Source organism: Sphingobium sp. LB126, assembly GCF_002795205.1.
Lineage (GTDB): Bacteria > Pseudomonadota > Alphaproteobacteria > Sphingomonadales > Sphingomonadaceae > Sphingobium > Sphingobium chungbukense.
In genome coordinates, this window is the sequence record NZ_NETV01000002.1 from 563404 (window position 1) to 584664 (window position 21261).

General features: G+C 62.5%; 18 protein-coding genes. 9 read left to right on the top strand and 9 right to left on the bottom strand.

Annotated features, from left to right (window positions below):
• Positions 1–14: 14 nt before the first annotated feature.
• On the bottom strand, positions 15–1130 hold the full coding sequence (locus CAF53_RS18720; RefSeq protein WP_100239175.1) for a hypothetical protein: 1116 nt from the start codon (positions 1128–1130) through the stop codon (positions 15–17).
• A 59-nt stretch (positions 1131–1189) separates the two neighbouring features.
• Positions 1190–2389: an acyl-CoA dehydrogenase family protein gene (locus CAF53_RS18725; RefSeq protein ID WP_197707480.1), complete on the bottom strand. Its 1200-nt coding sequence runs from the start codon at positions 2387–2389 to the stop codon at positions 1190–1192.
• Positions 2390–2700: 311 nt separating this feature from the next.
• Here CAF53_RS18725 and CAF53_RS18730 point away from each other — a divergent pair, with 311 nt between their 5' ends.
• The 3 genes from CAF53_RS18730 (at position 2701) to CAF53_RS18740 (ending at position 6918) form a co-directional block, all read left to right on the top strand.
• Entirely contained in the window at positions 2701–3672 is a 972-nt protein-coding gene (locus CAF53_RS18730; protein ID WP_100239560.1) for a PDR/VanB family oxidoreductase, read from the top strand.
• A 47-nt stretch (positions 3673–3719) separates the two neighbouring features.
• Positions 3720–4229 carry a flavin reductase family protein gene (locus CAF53_RS18735; protein ID WP_100239177.1) on the top strand — a complete coding sequence of 170 codons (510 nt, stop codon included), beginning with the start codon at positions 3720–3722 and terminating at the stop codon, positions 4227–4229.
• A 202-nt stretch (positions 4230–4431) separates the two neighbouring features.
• Positions 4432–6918 carry a TonB-dependent receptor gene (locus CAF53_RS18740; RefSeq protein ID WP_100239178.1) on the top strand — a complete coding sequence of 829 codons (2487 nt, stop codon included), beginning with the start codon at positions 4432–4434 and terminating at the stop codon, positions 6916–6918.
• Positions 6919–7380: 462 nt separating this feature from the next.
• On the opposite strand, the gene CAF53_RS18745 is transcribed toward CAF53_RS18740, so the two are convergent.
• Positions 7381–8463, bottom strand: coding sequence for an IS5-like element ISSsp126 family transposase (locus CAF53_RS18745; RefSeq protein WP_100238210.1), 1083 nt, complete (start codon positions 8461–8463; stop codon positions 7381–7383).
• Positions 8464–8500: 37 nt separating this feature from the next.
• Complete coding sequence (gene pobA, locus CAF53_RS18750) at positions 8501–9628, bottom strand: 4-hydroxybenzoate 3-monooxygenase (protein ID WP_100239179.1); 1128 nt, start codon at positions 9626–9628, stop codon at positions 8501–8503.
• 111 nt (positions 9629–9739) lie between these two features.
• Between pobA and CAF53_RS18755 the strand changes: the two genes are divergently transcribed.
• On the top strand, positions 9740–10621 hold the full coding sequence (locus CAF53_RS18755) for a helix-turn-helix domain-containing protein (protein ID WP_100239180.1): 882 nt from the start codon (positions 9740–9742) through the stop codon (positions 10619–10621).
• 80 nt (positions 10622–10701) lie between these two features.
• Here the strand turns inward: CAF53_RS18755 and CAF53_RS18760 are convergent, their stop codons facing one another.
• From CAF53_RS18760 to ligK, 5 genes are all read right to left on the bottom strand, one after another.
• Complete coding sequence (locus CAF53_RS18760) at positions 10702–12195, bottom strand: aldehyde dehydrogenase family protein (protein WP_100239181.1); 1494 nt, start codon at positions 12193–12195, stop codon at positions 10702–10704.
• 22 nt (positions 12196–12217) lie between these two features.
• Positions 12218–13819 (bottom strand): GMC family oxidoreductase N-terminal domain-containing protein, encoded by a 1602-nt coding sequence (locus CAF53_RS18765; protein ID WP_100239182.1) that lies wholly within the window; start codon positions 13817–13819, stop codon positions 12218–12220.
• A gap of 337 nt (positions 13820–14156) precedes the next feature.
• Positions 14157–15044, bottom strand: a complete 888-nt coding sequence (locus tag CAF53_RS18770) for an amidohydrolase family protein (RefSeq protein ID WP_100239183.1) — start codon at positions 15042–15044, stop codon at positions 14157–14159.
• Entirely contained in the window at positions 15041–16111 is a 1071-nt protein-coding gene (locus CAF53_RS18775; RefSeq protein ID WP_100239184.1) for a 4-oxalomesaconate tautomerase, read from the bottom strand. Before CAF53_RS18775 ends, CAF53_RS18770 begins: the two co-directional genes overlap by 4 nt.
• On the bottom strand, positions 16104–16778 hold the full coding sequence (gene ligK, locus CAF53_RS18780) for a 4-carboxy-4-hydroxy-2-oxoadipate aldolase/oxaloacetate decarboxylase (RefSeq protein WP_046764041.1): 675 nt from the start codon (positions 16776–16778) through the stop codon (positions 16104–16106). Before ligK ends, CAF53_RS18775 begins: the two co-directional genes overlap by 8 nt.
• Before the next feature lie 103 nt (positions 16779–16881).
• Here ligK and CAF53_RS18785 point away from each other — a divergent pair, with 103 nt between their 5' ends.
• The 5 genes from CAF53_RS18785 (at position 16882) to CAF53_RS18805 (ending at position 21250) form a co-directional block, all read left to right on the top strand.
• Positions 16882–18033, top strand: a complete 1152-nt coding sequence (locus CAF53_RS18785) for a LysR family transcriptional regulator (protein WP_100239185.1) — start codon at positions 16882–16884, stop codon at positions 18031–18033.
• Positions 18034–18097: 64 nt separating this feature from the next.
• Positions 18098–18985, top strand: coding sequence for an NAD(P)-dependent oxidoreductase (locus CAF53_RS18790; RefSeq protein WP_100239561.1), 888 nt, complete (start codon positions 18098–18100; stop codon positions 18983–18985).
• Complete coding sequence (locus CAF53_RS18795; protein ID WP_100239186.1) at positions 18982–20004, top strand: amidohydrolase family protein; 1023 nt, start codon at positions 18982–18984, stop codon at positions 20002–20004. Before CAF53_RS18790 ends, CAF53_RS18795 begins: the two co-directional genes overlap by 4 nt.
• Positions 20001–20405 carry a protocatechuate 4,5-dioxygenase subunit alpha gene (gene ligA / locus CAF53_RS18800; RefSeq protein WP_046764044.1) on the top strand — a complete coding sequence of 135 codons (405 nt, stop codon included), beginning with the start codon at positions 20001–20003 and terminating at the stop codon, positions 20403–20405. Before CAF53_RS18795 ends, ligA begins: the two co-directional genes overlap by 4 nt.
• Positions 20405–21250, top strand: a complete 846-nt coding sequence (locus CAF53_RS18805; protein ID WP_100239187.1) for a class III extradiol dioxygenase subunit beta — start codon at positions 20405–20407, stop codon at positions 21248–21250. The genes ligA and CAF53_RS18805 overlap by 1 nt, the downstream gene beginning before the upstream one ends.
• Positions 21251–21261: the final 11 nt, after the last annotated feature.

A 21261-nucleotide genomic window follows, 5' to 3' on the forward strand; every position in this document is an offset into this window, starting at 1 on the left:
TCTTGAATTATGTCTCAAGGATGCAGGTCGTTTTCATAGGCGAGGCCGTTGATCAGAACGTCGTGCGTCGGCTTGCTGATCGGCGCCAGTTCGCGCGCGATCGTCTGCCAGCTCTCACCGCCATCGCTGCTTATCAGCACTTCGCCGTCGGTCGTGCCGGCAAAGATGTCATAACCCCCGGAATGAGCGCACATGGACATCGCCTCGACATTGCTGCGGCCCTCCGGGAAGCCGGAGCGGGGCGCCCGCCACGACCTGCCGCCATCCTCGGAGATCATGACCGTCCCCCTGGCCGATTTCGCCTCCACCCAATAATAGGGAATGGCAAAGCCGCCGGACACGAACAGGCGCTGGTCGTCATTTGGTGCGAAAAGCAGTTGGTCGGGATAGCCGATGCGGAAATCGTCCCCGGTCAGCCGTTCCCAGGTCGATCCTCCATCGTGGCTGCAATAGATGCCAAGGCCGGTCGTGATATAGACTTCGTCGGCATTGCCGGGGCGCAGTAGGACCTGGTGGATGTCCTTGTAGACGAAATTCTCATAGTCGACGAATTCGTCCAGGTCGTTCCAGCTCTTGCCGCCGTCGGTGCTTTTCAGCAGCGCGCCCTGTTCGACGCCGGCATAGATGACATTGGCATCGCGGGGATCGACATAAAGCGTTTTCAGATGGGGCTGGTGCCCCGGCGCGGGAAAGCGCCACTGGTCGTGCATCGGCGCCGTGCGGATGCTGGCAATGTCTTCCCAGCTCGCCCCGCCATCGTCGCTGCGATACAGGCCCGCGGGCTGAGTGCCGACATAGATGCGCGTGCCGCCCTCATGCGGGTAGCAGCGCACCGAATAGGCGCCTTCTTCCCTCCAGCCAGGCGTCAGATCGTCCCAGCTTTGCCCGCCGTCGACCGAAGCCATCAAGCTGCCGGGCATGCAGGCGGCAAGCAGGCGCCCGGTGCCGGGTTCCACCGTCATGGCGGAAATATGGTTGCCGGACAGCATGTCCCGCACGCGGGTCCAGCTTCCGTCGCCTTCCCGCCGCAGCAAGGCAATACCGCTGGTGGTTGCGACGAACAGCTCGGTGACAGGAACGTCGGTCCGAAAATGGTTCCACCCGTTGGTGGAAAGGCAGGCAATGGTCATGAATCGCTCCAACATGGGGTTGCGCCAGGCCGCAAGCGGCCTGCGGCGAATCGTTGTCCTCAGACGAAATTGTTCGATTTGGCGGGCGGCAGGCCGAGCAGCGCGCGGCCGTAATTGGACGCGGCGATATCGTCGGTGAAGGCATAATGGGCGGCACCCGCATTCACATCCCTCAGCATGCGCTCCAGCGTGCCGTTCTGATAGATGGCGCTGCCGCCGCTACCCTCGAACAGACGGATGGTGGCATAGCGTGCCAGTTGCGGCGCGGCCGCCAGATCGCGCCGGAAGCGGGCGAGGACCAGAGGGTCGACCGCCGCAAACTCGACCGTGTCGACGGTCTTGAGGTCGTCGAGGATCAGGCTGTGCGCCGATGCGATGTCCTGATCGCTGTGGGAGAGGCGGCTATAGAGCGCGGCCATGGTCGCCAGCAGTTCATCATCCCATCCGGCGATGCGCTTCTTGACGCCGGTGAGAGCGGTCGTCAGCGCGCCGCGCGCGACGCCGAGCGGGGCACCCACGATGGCATAGGGCGCGATCGCGAAATAGGGCCAGGAAAAGACCGGGCCTTCCTCTGCCGCCGGACCGACGGCGGGACCGCCAAGATCCACGGCAAGCGCCGTCATTTCATCCGAAACGAAGACGTTGTCGATGACGATGGATCGGCTCTGCGTGCCGCGCATGCCAAGCGTATGCCAGTCGTCGAGCAGTTCCAACCGATCCTTGTCGATCATGCAGAAGGCGAGCTGGCCCGCGTTGGGACCGCTGTCGATGACGGCGTTGACGCCCACATATTTCGCATAGTCGACGCCGCTGCAAAAGCGCCCCTGGCCGCCGGTCAGCACATATCCGTCCTTGGCCGGAGTCGCCTTCCACGGTTCCGACAGGCGGAACACCACGGAGATATGCGATCCGGGCGTTCCCAATATCCGTTCCTGAACATGGACGGGAAAACGCGTGAGCATATGATTATGGCCGGTCATCACGCCATAGACCCATGCCGTCGAGCCGCAAACCGAACCGATTTCCGATACCACGGAAAAGAAAGCCCGCCATCCCAGCGCCGATCCGCCGAAGGCGCGCGGCGTCAATATGCCGAAAAGCCCGGCATTCTCCAGCGCGCGGATCGACTCTGCGGGAACGCGGCGATTCTGGTCGGTGTCCCGGGCAAACTCGGCGAAACGGGGCAGAAGCGCGCGGACCGCCGCCAGCGCCTCCTCGGTCGATTCCAGCCGAGGAGGGCCGTCACCGATGTCAGACAATCTGGCATCCCTCATGATTTCCGCTTTATGGATTCCCATCGACATTCCTCGCCTAGAAAGCTGGTAACTTTGTGTTGTCCGACAATCTTATGACATTTATCTCTTCGGTCAATAGGAGAAATCAGGCATTAAATCGCTGACATCGATCGGAGTTGGTAAATTTTGACGTTGAATGATTGACAATACCGGCGACGCAGAATATTCGATGAAAAGATGTCCGACAATATTGAAAGATCACCACTCTGATCCCGGCATGCGGGGTTGGGCTGAGGCGGCTGACAGATCGGACTGACTGAGAGGAGCCTTTGAAAGTGCAAAAGGCCGAAGACCTGGTGCGGGCGCGCATCGTGCAGAAGCGCCTGGAAGCCGACGATATAGTGAGTGTGCTGCTGCGCGGCGAGGGAAGTGGCCCGCTGCCGTCCCATGAAGCGGGCGCGCATATCGACCTTCACCTGGGCGAAGGCGTGATACGTCAATATTCGCTCTGTCCGTCATCGGGGAAAGATGGGGAATATGAAGTCGCGGTGCTGCGGGAACCACAGTCACGCGGCGGATCGAGGGCCGTGCACGACCTTCTCCAGGTCGGGCAAGTGATTGATATCAGTGTGCCGCGCAATCATTTCCCGCTGAAATCCTGCAAGGGCAAGGTTCTGCTCTTCGCCGGTGGCATCGGTATTACGCCGATCCTTGCCATGGCGGAGGAATGCGTACGGCGCGGACAGCCATTTTCCATGCATTATTGCGCCCGCTCGGCTGACCGCATGGCCTATGCGCGCCGCATCAGCGAAGGCGCGGTGGGTCCGCACTGCCAATTGCATTATGATGACGGGCCGGACAGCCAGAAGCTGGATCTCGCGGCCGTTCTTCAGGCTCCTGGCCCCGACGATGCCCTTTATGTCTGCGGCCCGGCCGGTTTCATCAACTGGGTGCTGGAAACGGCGGCGGCCAACGGCTGGACGGAGGCGCAGCTCAACCGGGAATTCTTCGCCGCGCCGGAAATCGATGCCGGCCAGGACAGCGCCTTCACCGTGCGGCTGGCCCGCACCGGCAGGGATGTGCAGGTCGCGCCCGGCGTGTCCATCGTCGAGGCACTCGATGCCGAAGGGGTGATGGTGCCGGTATCCTGTTCGGAAGGGATTTGCGGCATGTGCGTCGTGTCCGTGCTGGATGGCGAGCCTGAGCATCGGGACTTCGTGCTGAGCGCGGAGGAGCATGCCCGCAACGATTGCCTGACGGCCTGCTGTTCCAGGGCGAAGACCCCGGTTCTGGTCCTTGATCTCTAACAGGGGATGCCGCCGGTCGGCGGTTGTCCCGGACGAGGAGGATGTGAATGTCTCAATCGCAGTTTGAACCGGATGTCGGGATGTCGCTCAAGGTGGCGATGCGCCGTATGGCGAGCGCTGTTTCCATCGTGACGGCAGTGGATGCGGCCGGCGAGCGTGCGGCGATGACGGCAACGTCGGTGACGTCGCTGACGCTCGATCCGCCCTCCATGCTCGTATGTATCAACCGGAATGCCCGTATCCACCGCTTTCTGGAGGCAGCGGGCAATTTCTGCATCAACATCCTTGCCGCCGACCAGATCGTCCACGCCCAGGCCTGCGGCGGCGGGTCCGTGCCCGGTGAGCGGTTCGCCATTCCCGGTTGGGATGAGAAAGCCGGCATTCCCGTGCTGGACGGCGCGCAGGCGGCAATATTATGCCGGCAGAAAAGTCAGATGACTTTTGGGACGCACGATATCGTTATCGGCGAAGTCATGAAAGTTCTGATTGGAAATACGGATGTCGATCCCTTGCTTTATATCGACGGATCCTATGCCCGCGTAGGAGAGAAGATTTGAATCTCAATGTTTCACGGGAACAAATGAACATCAAAGCCACAAGGTCGCTCTAAAAATATATGATCGCAAAACGTCAATCACTCTATTTGTTCGTATAAATACCGATAAAAGTTCAACACAATCTTGCGCCGGAAAGCGGGCAGCGGGCATTTCTTGTCCCGATGCTACATACCCTGCGCATAAGGAGGAGATCTGAAAAGCCATGTTGCCTAATCCTTGTCATGCGCGCGTGCGGCGCGGCTTCCGGTCGATCGCGGTTTCATCGGCATCCCTGCTGGCGCTGGGGGGCATTCTGGCCCCGGCGGCAGCGCAGGAGGTGGCCCAAGCGCCCGAGCAGACTGGCCTGGGCGACATCGTCGTCACGGCACAGCGTTATGAGCAGCGCCTTCAGGACGCGCCGATCTCCATCGTCGCCGTGGGCGGCGAGCAGTTGGCGTCGATGGGCGTGGACAGCCTCAACGGCTTCGACACGTTCGTGCCCAACGTCACCATCGGGGGTACGTCGGGGCAGGGAAATTCTGTCGCCAACTTCGCCATTCGCGGCATCGGCGGCGCGCCGTCGGGATCGCTGACGCAGGAAAGCGCCGTCGGCGTCTATATCGACGACGTGCTTTATGCGCGCCCGAACGGCGCCTTGCTCGACCTGCTCGACATCGAGCGTATCGAAGTGCTGCGCGGGCCGCAGGGCACGTTGTTCGGCCGCAACACGGCCGGCGGCGCCATCCGCTATGTGACGAAGAAGCCGTCTGACCAGATCGAAGGCAATGTGCGCGCCGTCATCGGCTCATATGACCGCCGCGACTTCTCGGGCGTGCTGAACCTGCCGCTGGGCGACATCTTCGCCGCGCGCGTCTCCTTCTCCAGCAACGACCGCGACGGCTATGTGAAGCGCATCGTTGACGGCAACCGGCTGGGTTCGATCAATTCGCAGACCGGCCGCCTGCAACTGCGGGCGCGCCCGACCGACCGGCTCGACATCAATTTCTCCGTGGATACGATCAGGTCGAAGGATAATGGTTCGGCGACGATCGTCCCCAACTGGTCAGCATCCGACATTTTCACCGCGGGCCTGTACGGCGCGCAGGTCCCTGGCGGTCCTCCGGTCAACGTCGCGCTGGTAAATCAGATGCGCGCGCTGATGCCGGCATCGGTTTCGCGGTCCAATTATTGCGGGCAGGGCACTACGCTGGCGGCGCCTGTGGCGCTCAGCAGCGTCCTCGGCTGCATCCAGTCCGACATGGATTATTACCACAACCAGGGCGGCAAGAAGACCGTCTATGGCGGCGTGCCTGATGTGAGCAAGTTCGACAGTACCGGCCTGTCGCTCAGCCTGTCCTATGAGTTGTCCGATACCGTTACGCTGAATTCGATTTCCGGATACCGCAATTCCGATCAATATATATTCCAGGATTGGGACCGCACGCCGCTCCCGTTCATGCAGCAGGTCGACGAGAACAAGATCGAATATTTCACCCAGGAGTTTCAGGCTATCGGAACCGCCTTCGACAAGCGGCTGAAATGGCAGGCAGGTGTCTTCTATTATTGGGACGATGCGACAAATTATCGCCGGCGTTTCGATCCGACCGCGGGTGCCAACAGCGCGTCCGAGGGCACGATCGGCCTTGGCGCCATCGAGAACAAGTTCATCACGACCAAGAGCATCGCTGCGTACAGCCAGGGCACCTTTGAAATCACGGACCGGCTGAGCGCCACGGTCGGCATCCGCTGGACACAGGACAAGAAGGACTTCTCGACCTTCCGCGACGGGCGCGGCCGTGTCCTGGTGAACGGCGTGCTGACCCCGACCCAGCAGTCGCGCAAGGGCAAGTGGAGCAACTTCTCTCCCAAGGTCAGCATCGACTATAAGTGGACGCCCGACATCATGACCTATGCATCGGTGGCGCAGGGCTTCAAGGGCGGCGGCTTCAACGACACGCTGCAGACCACCTGCTCGACTTCGCCGCTGCCCTTCTGCGGCCTCAGCGAATATCAGGAAGAAAATCTGCTGACCTATGAAATCGGGTTCCGCTCGGAATTCTTCAACCATCGCCTGCGGTTCAACACGACCTTCTTCCAGACCAATTACAAGGATCAGCAGATCCAGCTGATCGACATGGGACCGCCGCCGCTGCAATATATCGTCAACGGGGATTCGACGGTAAAGGGTGTGGAAGTCGAACTCATGGCGGCGCCGGTCGATGGATTGGTGTTGCGCGGGGGCTTTGGCTATGTCGATGCCAAATATGACGATGCCATGATCGGTCTCAGCGGCAAAACAGCACTGACGCCGCAGACGCCCTATTTCCGTAGCCCCAAATATTCCTACACGCTGGGCGCGAACTATAGCTATGATCTCGGGGACTTCGGGGATCTATCCTTCGACCTGAACTATGGGTACAAGAGCAAGCAGGCGAGCTTCCCCAACCCGACCAACATGTCGATCCTGCCATCTTACGGTATTCTCAACGGACGGATCGAATTGAAGGCGGATGCCGGATGGACATTGGCGGTGGTCGGGACGAACCTCACCAATGAATATTATTTCACCAACGGCTTCAATCCCGGCGGACCGACGACCAAGGCGACACCGGGACTCCCCGGCGGGACGCACGACTTCCTGATGGGGTTTGAAATCCTCGACGTCGGTCGCCCGCGCGAGTTCGCGGTGGAACTGAAGTATAAATTCTAGAGCGGATTCCGATCTGATTGAATCAGATCGGCCGCTCCAAGTCTTTTATTTGCCGCGATTTCTTAACCGTCAGATGATGCCATCTGACTGGAAATCGCTCTAAAAGGACAGAAGAAATATTTAGGGCATGGAGTCGCTCCCGATGCGGGGCGGCTCCATGCTCTGCGTCTGTCCAGACGGGGAAGGGACATGGATTGCCGCTTGCATCATGCTCCCACGCTCAGGTCCGACATCGGCCTGCCGGGTTAAAGCGGCAAGCCCACATAATTTTCCGCGATCGTCGTCTGCGCCGCGGGAGAGGAAGCGATATAGTCGAGATCGGCCAGTTGGACACCTCGAAAAACCGGGTGATTTTGGTCTGATGGCGTAGGAAGGGGCACGCGGCGCTGATGAAAGGCACCGCTTCGGCGGCATTGGCGGGGTGATCGCCGTGTCGGCGGAGTTCTGGGCGCCAATTCCATGTCATGCAGGCGCAGCTCTGCCCTCGATCCAGGCGAGACGCTGGAAATTATAGACCAGGTTGGCCATGCCGATCTTGATCCTGGCGCGAGCGATGCCGATGGTGCGGACGACGAGGCCCATGCGGTGTTTCTGCCCGGCAAAGACATGCTCCACGGCGGCGCGGACCTTTGAGCGCCTTGCATTGGCCCTGGCTATCCGTTCGGGCAGCGGCCGCTTGGGCAGGCGCTTCTGGTGGATATTGCTGGTGAACATGCCCCTGGCGAGAAACGCCTCGTTCTTCTTGGATCGATAGGCGGTATCGGCCCAAACGCCTGAGGCGGTGTTCTCCTTGCTGATCAGATCGGGCAGTCGCGCGCCATCATGGGCATTGGCGGCGCTCGCATCCCAGGTGCGGATCAGTCCGTGGACCCGATCGATGCCGATATGGTTTTTATAGCCGAACATCGGGATGGCCAGATCGACCGGCTTTGTCGCCTTAGGATCGTCGCCTTCCCTGACCTTGGCTTTGGTATATTTGATCGACCAGCGCGCATCGCGGTCTTTCTGTCGGGTCTTGGCGGGGTTCCAGTCCTGAGGGATCCGGCCTTCCTTGATCGCCGCCTTCTCCTCCTGAGTATTGCGTTGCTTGGGCGCGGGCACGACGGTAGCGTCGATGATCTGCCCGCCCATGGCCAGATAGCCCCGATCCTTGAGAGCGGTATCGAAGCGCACGAACAGCCGGTCGATTGCTTTGGCCTTCACAAGCCGTTCGCGGAACAGCCAGACCGTGGTGGCATCGGGCACGGTGCCTTCCAGGCCAACGCCCAGGAAGCGCTGAAACGAAAGCCGGTCCTTGATCTGGAACTCGGTCGCCTCGTCGGACAGCGAATACAATGCCTGTAGAACCAGGATTTTGAACATCAGCACCGGATCGAACGGCGGTCGTCCGCCCTTGTTACGAGGGCCGCGTCGCAGCGCGGCCACCAGCGGTCCCCGGAATAGCTCGAAGTCCACCACGGCGGACAACCGTTCCAGGGGATCGCCCGCCGCGCTCAGCGCCTCGTATCGGTCCGAAAGATCAAAGAAACCCGGCTGTACTGCCATCTCTGCCTCCGCTGTCGCGTACGCGCAGTGAATCACCTCAAGCCGTCAGACGCCACCGGTTTTTCGAGGTGTCCAGTTGCATGCGCCGGTCGAACGCATCATTGTCGGGGAAGCGATGCATGAGCCGTGTAAGCTGCCAGGAGAAGCGCTCCGCCTTCCATATCCGTGCCAATGCCCGGTCCGAATAGCCTGCGATCGCGTCCGGGTCCGCCCGACGGAAGTAGCCGGTCAACGCTTCGGACAGATAATGGACGTCCGAAGCGGCCAGATTCAATCCCTTGGCCCCGGTAGGCGGGACGATGTGGGCGCTGTCGCCGGCCAATAGGAGCCGGCCGTGGCGCATCGGCTCGAATACGAAGGATCGAAGGGGAGCGATGGACTTTTCCAGCGCAGGCCCGCGCGTGATCCGGCCGCCTGCTTCCGGTCCAAGACGGACGGCCAGTTCGTCCCACAGCCGATCGTCGGGCCAATCCTCGATCTTCTGGTCGAGGGGCACTTGAATATAATAGCGGCTTCGCTTTTCGGATCGCATCGATGCCAGCGCAAAGCCGCGCTCATGATTGGCGTAGATCAGTTCATCGTCGCATGGGGGCACATCGGCAAGAATGCCCAGCCACCCGAAGGGATAGATTTTTTCATAGGTGCGGGCCGCGGCGGGAGGGATGGCAGCGCGGGATGGGCCGTGAAACCCGTCGCAGCCGCATATGAATTGTGCATCTATGCGACGCGGAGCACCGTCTTCAACAAAGGTAAGATAGGGCGCGTCGCTTGCCAGATCATGAAGTGCGACGTCCCTGGCACCATAGATGATCGGCAGGCCGCGCTCGGGCGCTGCATCCATCAGGTCGCGCGTCAGTTCCGTCTGGCCATAGACCATCACTTGCCGGCCGGTGAGCGCGGCTATGTCGATCCGGATCAGTCGTTGACCATCCGCCAGATGGAAGCCGCCATGAGGCAACCCGTCGCGGTGCATCCGTTCGCCAAGACCGATCCGGTCCATAAGGTCGGTCGTGGTGCGTTCAAGAACACCGGCGCGAATACGCGCGAGCACATAGTCGGCCGTGGCCCGCTCGACGATGACGACCTCCAGCCCCTCGGCCCGCAGCAAATGCCCCAGCAGGAGCCCCGCGGGGCCTGCGCCGACAATGGCGATCTGCGTTTTCATGGGCCATCTCCTCTCTGCTCCTCGATGTCGGCATGGTGGCGGGGATGCCGCTTGCAGACCATGGCCATCCCCGCTAATGATTTGGACGATCCAGCAGGTTTTCTACCCACTATGAGTGCAGCCGTTCCCGCCTTCTACCTTTATGGAGAACCGCAGCGTGCTGTCGAAGTCGGCTTTGTCCATGTGGAAAGCCTCGACGATCGGTCCCGGCCCAGCGAATGGACGATTCAGCCGCATGTGCATCGCGACCTCAACCACATCATTCTGATTGCCCAGGGCGGGGGAACGATGCGCGCGGACGGCAACACCCTTTCCTTTGATGCGCCCTGCCTGCTGCTGGTACCTCGCGGCATCATTCATGGTTTTACCTGGTTGCGGGAGTCCCGCGGTTGGGTGATGACGATTTCCGACAGCTACCTTCAGCATTTGCTGGAGCGCGATGAAGACCTCCAGCCTCTTTTTCGCGTCCCGCGCGCCGTCCCTTTGCCGCCAGCAGAGCTGAGCGAAGTGGAGGCGGATATCCAGCGCCTGGCACAGGAACTCGCCTGGTCGGGGCCGGGCCAGCGAGGCGCCATCGAGGCTCTGCTACTCGGCCTGATGGTTCAGGCATTGCGCCACGCTGCCCTGACGGAGGCTGGACCCAGAGCCGGTGGAAGGCAGGCGCGTCTGGTCGCGCGTCTGCGTGAACGCATCGAACTGCATTTTCGGCGGCGCGAACCTGTGGACGCCTATGCCCTGGCGCTGGGCGTCAGCGAGACTGCCCTGCGCCAGGCCTGTTCTCATGTCGCGGGCATGTCGCCGGCCGCCATGGTCGATGAACGCGCTTTGCTGGAAGCGCGGCGTCTGCTGCTCTATTCCAACCTGTCGATAGCGGAAATCGCCTATGCCGTTGGCTTTGACGATCCGGCCTATTTCTCGCGCTTCTTCGCTCGCCATCTCGACCGTCCGCCGCGAGACTGGCGTGCAGAGTACGGTTCCGCGCCGGGTTCATGAGATTGTTGGGGGAACGCAGGCGCGCGTCCCGCCCCATGGAAGACATGATCGCGGAGGCATTCATAATGCCGTCCACACCATCACCAGCCGATCATTACCGACTTCTTTTCGATAAAGGCTTCCACCCCCTCGCGGCCATTTTCCCGCCCTATGCCCGACTGTTTGAAGCCCCCGAAGGGCAGGGCGAATTCCATGCCGGACCCGTTCACCTTGACCGATCCGGCGCGCAGATAGCGCGCCATGGCATGGGCGGTCGAAAGGTCGCGGGTCCACACATAGGCGGACAGGCCATAGATGCTGTCATTGGCCTGCCGCGCCAGATTTTCCAGATTGTCGTCGGAAAAGCGCATGACTGAGAGGACCGGGCCGAAAATCTCCTCCCGCACGATCCGCATGTCGGGGCGGGTGTCGACGAAGATCGTCGGCTTGACGAAATAGCCCGGCTCGTCCGGCGCGCTGCCCCCGGTCGCGATCTGCGCGCCCTCGGCCTCCCCGGCGGCGATATAGCCCATGACCCGTTCCTTCTGCCCTGCCGAAATCAGCGGACCCAGCGCGACGCCGGGCTGGTCGCCGGGGCCGACCATCAGCTTTTCGGCAAAGTCGACCAGGCCGGTGACGAAGCGGTCGAAGACAGAGTCATGCAGGAACAGGCGGGAACCCGCCGCGCAGACCTGCCCGCTATTGCCGAAAATGCCCATGGCAACGGCAGGGATGGCCTTTTCCAGATCGGCGTCGGGGAAAACCAGCACCGCCGACTTGCCGCCCAGTTCCAGGGAAACCCGCGTCAGCCTGCCCGCGGTTTCGCGCAGGATCGACTGGCCGGTCGCGGTGGAGCCGGTGAAGGAAATCTTGTCGACGCCCGGATGACGCACCAGCGCCGCGCCTGCCTGCGCGCCAAGGCCGGTGACGACATTGAGGCAGCCATCGGGAAAGCCCGCTTCCTGCACCAGCTCGGCCAGGCGCAGGCCCGACATGGGGGCCAGTTCGGCGGGTTTCAGCACCACCGTGCAGCCCGCCGCCAGCGCCGCTGACACCTTGTTGCAGGTGATGGCGAAAGGCGCGTTCCACGGCACGATCAGCGCCGCGACGCCCAGCGGCTCGCGGCTGGTATAGCCGTGCCAGCGTCCGGGCACGGAAACGGGTGCTTCCTCCCCCGTCATCCGGCGTGCCCAGCCCGCATTATAGCGGATCGCGCTGATCGCGGAGCCCACCGCCATCATGCGGGCAGGGGCGAAGGGCATGCCATTGTCCAGCGTCTCGATGGCGGCCAGTTCATCGCGGTCCCGCTCGACAAGGTCGGCCAGACGCAGCAGCAGCCTCTCCCGTTCCGCGGCGGGCATGCGCGTCCATTCGGCGCTTTCGAACCGCTGGCGCGCAGCCGCGACCGCCCGGTCGACTTCCGCTTCGCCGCCTGCGGCGATGCTGCCGATCGGCTGCTCGGTCGCGGGATTGACGACAGCGATCGGTTCGCCCGATCCCGCTTCCCATAAGCCATTGATGAAATGGCCGAAGGGACGGGCGATGCGCGCCCGCGCCTGCTCGAAAATCGCCGCGTTCCCCGTGCTCTCCATCATCCTCTTTCCTAATATTCTGAAATTATGCGGCGCGACCCAATATCAGGTCCGACGCCTTCTCGCCGATCATGACGGCTGCGGCATTGGTGTTGGCCCCCACCAGGAAGGGCATGATCGACGCATCGGCCACGCGCAGCCCGTCAATGCCCCGGACGCGCAATTGCGGGTCGACCACGGCATGGGCGTCGGTGCCCATCGTGCAGGTGCCGACCGGATGGTGGACGATGCCGGTCAGTTCCGCCTTCATCGCGTCCAGATCGGCATCGCTGGTCTTGTCCGCGCCGGGCAGAACTTCGCGTTCCAGATAGCGGGCAATCGGCCCGTCCGAATAGATTTTGCGCGAAATGGCGAGGCCTTTTTTCAGCGTCGTCCAGTCATTCTCATTTTGCAGCAGGTTGAACTCGATGCGGGGCGCGGATCGCGGATCGGCGCTTTTCAGCGTTACCGTTCCGCGGCTTGCGGGCCGCAGCAGGCAGATGGAATTGAAGAAGCAGTCCTTCTTGGGCTTGGCGATGCCGGGGAACCAGATATTGGCATCCACGCGGACAGGGCTGACCATGATCTGGAGGTCGGGGCGTTCCAGTCCTTCTTCCGAACGCGCCAGGATACAGGACGATGCGATCTGGTTGGCGAAGGTTCCGGTGCCGGTCAGATACCAGCGTAGGAAGGAAATCGTCGCCCGATCGAAGCGCAGTTCCCGCGCGAAGCTATGCGGCGGCGCCGCATCATATTGATGCGCTAGGCGGACATGTTCCTGAAGATTGGAACCGATGCCCGCCAGATCGTGCACGACATTGATACCATGTCCGGAAAGTTGCGCACCCGGTCCCACACCCGACAGCATCAGCAGATGGGGCGAACCATAGGTGCCCGCGCTCAGAATGACTTCATGGCTGGCGCTGGCGGTTCGTATCATGCCATCGCGTTCGAAACTGACGCCCGACGCGCGACGGCCCTGGAACAGGATGCGATGCACCTGCGCCCCGGTCAGGATGGTGAGGTTCGGCCGGGATCGCACCGGATCGAGATAGGCACGGGCCGATCCACAGCGGCGGCCATTGCGCAGCGCCACCTGAACGTCCGAACAGCCCTCGTTGCTGGCCCCGTCATAATCCGGATTATAATCATAGCCGCACAGGGCCGCCGATGCGCGGATTTCCTCCGCCATCAGCTTGCGCGTGTCGACGGGCTCCACCCGGATTGGCCCATCGTTGCCGCGCCATTCATTGCCGCCGCTCCAATGGTCCTCCGACCGTTTGAAATAGGGCAGGACGTCCTGATAGCTCCAGCCGGTGCAGCCATGGGCCGCCCATTCGTCGAAATCGGCCGGATGGCCACGGAAATGGACCATGCCGTTGATGGAGGATGACCCTCCCAGCATCCGGCCACGCGGAACCGGCAACCGGCGGCCGCCGATATGGGTCTGCGGTTCGGATTCATAACCCCAGGTCAGCTTGGGATTCCGCAGCGCCTGGAGGAAGCCCACGGGCATCTGCACATAGGGGTGGCTGGCCTCTCCGCCAGCCTCCAGCAACAGAACGCGGTTCGCCGGATTGGCGCTCAGCCGATTGGCCAGCACGGAACCTGCCGAACCCGCGCCGATGATGATGAAGTCAAATTCCATGATCAAGTCTGAAGCTCTTTCGAGGAAAGCGATTGTTCTATTTAACAGAACGATATTCTGAAAAATTACTGGGATGGAGCATCATTGTCAATGGAGCGCGAAAAGGCCGAAAACATGCCGCGCATAATGTCATAGGGCTTCACGACCCAAAATGCGGATGAGGCCGGTGCTGCGGAATAACGTCCGGTCTGGGGCGCATCGATGGGGCATCCGCCTTTCGGAAGGATCGAAAGGAACGGGTACAACCCAGGCCGTCGCGAAGCGCCGCGATGTCTGTCGGTTTCTGCCGATCAGGGGTGAGCGCTTCTCACCTCATGGTGGAAGCACCCGATTATCTTTATTCGCCGGGCCAGTAGAGGCGCATGGGATTGTCGATAAGCAGCTTGCGTTGCAACTCGATGGTCGGCGCGATGCGGGGGATCATGTCGACCAGCGCGCCATCGTCGGGAATGGCCTTTTCCATGTTCGGGTGCGGCCAGTCGGTCCCCCAGAGTACGCGATCCGGATAGTCCGCCACCAGCGGCGCGACCGAACGCGCAAAATCGTCCCAGGGCGCGCCGTTGGGATCAAGCCGGTCGGGACAGGTCACCTTGGTCCAGATGTCATCGCGGCTGTCGAGCAGCCTGCGGAACGCCCGCATGTCTGCGCCGTCCGGACCCTGGCTGACGTCGGGCCGGCCCATATGGTCGATCACGATCAGCGTCGGGATGGCGTCGAGGAAGGGACGCATTTCCTCCAATATATCCGCTTCGAAATAGACCACGACATGCCAGCCGAGCGGCTGGATGCGTTTTGCGATTTCCAGGAACTTGTCCTTGGGTGCGTCGTCGACCAGCCGCTTCAGGAAATTGAAACGCACCCCGCGCATGGCGCCTTCGTGCAGCTTTTCCAGTTCCGCATCGGTGATGGCGGGATCGACCACGGCAACGCCGCGCGCCTTGCCGTCGGAACGCACAATGGCGTCCAGCGTCGCGCTGTTGTCGGTGCCATGGCAACTGGCCTGAACGATGACGTTGCGGGCGAAACCCAGCCGGTCGCGCAGCGCGAACAGCATGTCCGGGCCAGCGTCTTCGGGAAGATATTTGGCCTTGGGGCTGAAGGGGAACTGCGCCATGGGACCGAACACATGGCAATGCGCGTCGACCGCGCCCGGCGGAGGGGTAAAGGTCGGGATAGAGGGATTGCCGTGCCAGGAGACGATGCGGGCGGTGTCTTGGGCACTCATACGAAAACCTCTCCATCCATCAATTTGCGCGCCGTGCGCAGCATGGCCGCACTCGTCACCGCGCCGCTTTCATCCAGTTCCATGACGCAAGTGGTCTCGCCCGTCGGATGCTCGACCGAAAGGGTCTTGCGGCGGCCGCGGGGAATGCTGGCCACTTCGGCGGCGGGCGATCCGTCGATCAGGCAGGCGGTGGCGACGCTGACCGCGCCCAGCACGCCGATCGAGGCGTGGGCGCGATGCGGGATGAAGCTGCGTACCGTGACCGCTCCGCCATTCCTGGGTGGTGCGACCAGCATCATCTTGGGGACGGACTTTTCCCTGACGTCGCCCAGGTTCATCCGTTCTCCCACGGCGAGGCGGATCGCCTCGATCCGGGCCTTGAGCCCGAGGTCATTGTCCAGCGTCTCGCGATCCTCATAACCGCTGATCCCGACATCCTGCGCCTTCATGACGACGCAGGGCATGCCATTGTCGATCAGCGTGACGCGCACGCCCTCCACCTCGTCGCAGGCATTGCCGGTGGGGAGCAGCGCGCCGCAGGACGAACCGGCGGTGTCGCGGAACTCCAATGGGATCGGCGCGGCGGAACCGGGCACGCCATCAATCTTCGCTTCCCCGTCATAGCAAACCCTGCCGCCGGGCGTTTCGACCGTCGCAATGGCGATCTGCCCGGTATTTTCCATGAAGATGGCGACGCGGGTTTCGCCGTCCCGTGCCGCGACCAGTCCGCGTTCGATGGCGAAGGGGCCGACTCCGGCCAGGATATTGCCGCAATTCTGCGCGTCGCTGACAATGGCCTGGTCGACGAAGACCTGGAGAAAAAGATAGTCGACGTCGACGCCTTCCCGCTGCGATTTCCTGACCACGGCGACCTTGCTGGTCAGCGGGTCGGCGCCGCCCATGCCGTCGATCTGGCGCGGATCTGGCGACCCCATGATGCGCAGCAGGAAGGCGTCGCGCGCAGCCGCGTCGGCTGGCAGGTCTTCGCCCAGGAAATAGCCGCCCTTGGACGTGCCGCCGCGCATCCACATGACGCGGGCGCTGGCGTGCGGGGCGGAATCAGACATATTTCAGTCCCATTTCCTCAAGGCGCGGGCGCATATTGTAGATGTCGAGGCCCAGTTCCCCTGAAGCCAGACGCACGCGCTTGGCTTCCTCCGCAGCCTCCCGGGCCTGCGCCTTCTCCAGCACCGCGGCAGCATTCGCGCGCGGTACGACGCACACGCCGTCATCGTCCGCGATCACCACGTCGCCGGGATTGACCAGCGCATTGGCGCAGACGACCGGGATATTGACGCTGCCCAGCGTCGCCTTGATCGTGCCCTGCGCGTGGATGGCCTTCGACCAGACGGGGAAGTTCATCTGCTTCAAATCCCGCACGTCGCGTACACCGGCATCGATGATCAGGCCACGGCAGCCGCGTGCCTGCGCCGAGGTCGCCAGAAGATCGCCGAAATAGCCATCGGTGCAGGGACTGGTCGGCGCGAGCAGGAGGACATCGCCTTCCTTCAGTTGCTCGATCGCCACATGGACCATCCAGTTGTCACCCGGAGGCGCCGAAATCGTGACCGCGCTGCCCGCGATCCTCGCGCCGGTGTAGATCGGGCGCATGGTGGGGGCCAGCAGGCCCGTGCGGCCCTGCGCCTCATGTACGGTGGCGACGCCGCATTTCGCAAGGCCGTCGACAACGGAAAGGCTCGCCCGTTCGATATTCTGGACAACGATGCCGGACATGATCCTGCTCCCATGGAATAAAGTTGATTTCCCATGACGCAGCGGAGCGGTCCGGCCAAATCCGTTCTATGCGGCACCCATAAATTTTTGCTAATCATACTATATGTCCGCCGACCAGTTGAATATCCGCCACCTTGCCGCCATGGCCGCCGTCGTCGAACGGGGCAGCGTCTCGTTGGGCGCTCGCGCGGTGAATCTGACGCAGCCCGCCGTCACCCAGGGCATCGCCAAGCTGGAGGCGCAATTGGGCTTGCCCCTGTTCGAACGGCAACCCGGCGGCATGGTCCCGACCGAGGCGGCGCTGGTGTTGGCGCCGCGTGTCGATGCGGCGCTGCGCCTGATCGGCAGCAAACGGGTGACCGCGGCGCAGATCCGTGCATTCGTCACCCTCGCGCGGACGGGCAGCTACCCGGCGGCGGCGGCGGAAGCGGGCGTGACCGAACCCTCGCTGCATCGGGCGGTGGGCGATCTGGGGCTGGCCATGGGCTACAGGCTGGCCGACCGGCGCGGCCGGGGGCTGGTGCTGACCCGCCAGGGCGCGGCGTTGGCGCGCCGGCTGCGGCTGGCGCTGGCGGAGCTACGGTCGGGATTGGAGGATATAGCCGATATAAGGGGGCAGGAGAGCGGACGGATCGTGATCGGCGCCATGCCGCTGTCGCGCGCGCGGCTGTTGCCTGCCGCCATCGCGGGTTTCCGTGCCGATTTTCCGCAGGTCGACATCAGCGTTCATGAAGGGTCTCATGCGGAGCTTGTCGCGCCGCTGCGCGATGGCGAGGTCGACATGATGATCGGCGCGCTGCGCGATCCCTCCATCGGCCAGGATCTGGTGCAAAAACCCCTGTTCGAAGACCGGCCGATCATCATCGGCCGTGCGGGGCATCCGCTTGCGGACGGATGGCTTCCTGACGATCTGCGCCGCTTTCCCTGGATACTCCCGCCCGAAGGCGCGCCGCTGCGCCAGTTGTGGCGGCGCATGTTCGATGCTCTGGACATCGAACCGCCCCCGGTGCCGATCGAATGCGGGTCGGTCATGACGATCCGGCAATTGCTTCTGGGCGGCGATTATCTGACGTTGCTGTCGGTCGACCAACTGGCACTGGAACTGAAGGTGGGGGTGGTGATCGAAATCGGTTCCGCGCCGGGATCGGTCAGCCGGACCATCGGCATCACCACACGGGCCGACTGGCGTCCGACGCGCCTGCAAAGCCGTTTCCTGGATGCCGTGGAAAAGGAAAGCAGGAACATATATTCGTAAATTCTTATAGCGGACACATGGATTCGATTGGCGCGTTTGCAGGCGCTGCGCCATGTCGCCGTCCATGGAGCAGGAAGTCGGTCTGATTGGTTTTGGCGAAGCAGGCGCCACCTTTGCCCTGGCGGGCGAATGGCGCGAACGCGCCCATGCGTTCGACTGCAAGACGGACGATCCCGCCGATCGCGAAGCGATGCTGGCGGCTTATGCCGCTGCCCAAGTATCGGGCGCGGCGCTTCTGGAACAAGCCTTGTCGGGTGTCGGCCTCGTGCTTTCGCTGGTGACCGCGGACCAGGCGCTCGCCGTGGCGGAGAAGGCTGCTTCATGCCTCCCGGCCGGAGCGCTCTATTGCGACATGAACAGCGTGGCGCCACAGACCAAGCAGCAGGCCGCGCGCCTCATCGAGGCGGCGGGCGGCCATTATGTCGATGTCGCGGTGATGGCACCGGTCAACCCGGCGCGCCTGTCCGTCCCCCTGCTGCTGAGCGGGCCTGAGGCGGCGGAGGCCGGGCGACACCTGGCGGCTTTGGGCTTTGCCAGGACGCGGTTGGTGGGTGAAGCCGTCGGTCGCGCCTCTTCGATCAAGATGATCCGATCGGTCATGGTGAAGGGCATGGAGGCGCTGACCGCCGAATGCGTCCTTGCCGCGGAGGCCGCTGGCGTGCGCGAGGAGGTGCTCGCCTCCCTCGATGCCAGTGAAAAGGCGCAGTCCTGGGAAGATCGCGCGGACTATAATCTGGACCGCATGCTGGTCCACGGCCTGCGCCGTGCCGCCGAGATGGAAGAGGTGGTCCGGACGCTTGAAGGGTTCGGCACCGGCGCCGCGATGAGCCGGGGCACGGTGGCACGGCAGCGTGGGATGGGCATGCTGGGCGTCAAGACGCCGCGGGAGGGGCTGAGCGCGAAGATCAGCCAGATCATTCAATCGAACGCACGAAAGGCAGATGCCGCATGAGCCTGATCATTGACTGTCACGGCCATTATACGGTGCTCCCCAAGGGGCATGACGCGTGGCGCGAGGAACAGAAAGCCGCGTTCAAGGCTGGCGTTCCGGCCCCGGCCTATCCTGAGATCAGCGACGATGAAATCCGCGACACGATAGAGTCCAACCAGTTGCGTCTGATCAAGGAGCGCGGCGCGGACCTGACGATATTTTCCCCGCGCGCTTCGGCGATGGCCCCGCATGTCGGCGACGCCGCCATGGCGAAGGAATGGGCGATCCGCTGCAACGACCTGATCGCCCGCGTCGTGGCGATGTTCCCCGAAACCTTCGCCGGGGTGTGCATGCTGCCGCAATCGCCGCAGGCCGACATGGCGAACAGCATCGCGGAGCTGGAACGCTGCGTGGGGCTGGGCTTCATCGGCTGCAACCTCAATCCCGATCCGGGTGGCGGCCATTTCCGGCATCCGCCGCTGACCGACCGTTACTGGTATCCCTTCTATGAGAAGATGGTCGAGTTGGACGTGCCGGCGATGATCCATGTGTCGGGAAGCTGCAACCCAGCAATGCACGCCACCGGCGGCTATTATATCGCCGCCGACACCATAGCCTTCATGCAGTTGCTGGAAGGCGACCTGTTCGCGGACTTCCCGACGCTGCGCTTCATCATTCCGCATGGCGGCGGCGCCGTGCCCTATCATTGGGGACGCTACCGGGGGCTGGCGGACATGCTCAAGAAACCCAGCCTTGATATGCACCTCATGAACAACATCTTCTTCGACACCTGCGTCTATCACCAGCCTGGCATCGACCTGCTGGCCGACGTCATCGACAACAAGAACATCCTGTTCGGGTCGGAAATGGTCGGCGCGGTGCGCGGGATCGATCCGACCACGGGCCATTATTTCGACGATACCAAGCGCTACGTCGACGCGCTCGACATCAGCGACGCGGAGCGGCACGCCATTTTCGAAGGCAATGCCCGCCGCGTCTTCCCGCGTCTCGACGCGCAGTTGAAGGCGAGGGGCCTGTGAGCATCGACATTCACGAATATCTGGCCGAGTTCGACGATATTCCCGGCACCCGCGTCTATACCGCGAAACGGGCGCGTCAGGGCTATTGGATGAACCAGTTCGCGATGAGCCTGATGAAGGCGGAAAACCGAGAACGGTGGAAGGCGGACGAACGCGCCTATATCGACGAATGGCCGATGAGCGAGGCGCAGAAACAGGCTATATTGGATCGCGACTATAATCGCTGCCTCGATCTGGGTGGGAACATCTATTTTCTGGCGAAGGTCTTTTCGACCGATGGCCTCAGTTTCTTGCAGGCGGTCGGCACGATGACCGGCATGACGCCCGAAGACTATCAGGCGATGATGATAGCCGGCGGCCGTTCCCCGCAAGGCGTTCGTTCGATCAGGGAGAAGCGTTGATGGCTCGCATTACCGCCGGGGTCGCCACCAGCCATGTGCCCGCCATCGGCGCGGCCATGGATCTGGTCAAGACCGCCGAACCTTATTGGCAGCCCGTATTCGCGGGCTATGACTGGTCGCGGCGCTGGATAGCGCAGGAAAAGCCCGATGTCGTGATCCTGGTCTATAACGATCATGCCTCGGCCTTCGACATGAAGATCATTCCCACCTTCGCCATCGGCTGCGGCGAACGCTACAAGCCCGCGGACGAAGGCTGGGGCCCCCGCCCGGTTCCCGATGTGGAGGGCCATGCCGACCTCGCCTGGCATATCGCCCAGAGCTTGATCCTCGACGAGTTCGACATGACCATCATCAACGAGATGGATGTCGACCATGGCCTGACCGTGCCGATGAGCCTGATGTTCGGCCAGCCCGAGCAATGGCCGTGCAAGGTAATCCCGCTGGCGGTCAACGTCGTCACCTATCCGCCGCCGTCGGGCAACCGCTGCTGGCTGCTGGGCGAGGCGATTGCCCGCGCGGTGGAGAGCTTCCCCGAAGATCTGAACGTGCAGGTCTGGGGCACGGGCGGCATGAGCCATCAGTTGCAGGGGCCGCGCGCTGGTCTCATCAACAAGGAATGGGACAATCGTTTCCTCGACCTGATGAGCGATGACGATGGCGAGGCGCTGCGCGCCATTTCGCATATCGAATATCTGCGCGAAACCGGGTCCGAAGGTATCGAGATGGTGATGTGGCTGATCATGCGCGGCGCCTTGGGCAAGAAGGTGAGGCCGCTGCATCGCCATTATCATGTTCCCGCATCCAATACGGCGGTTGGGCATCTGGTGCTCGAACCCGTCCGCTAAGCTCGTTTCAA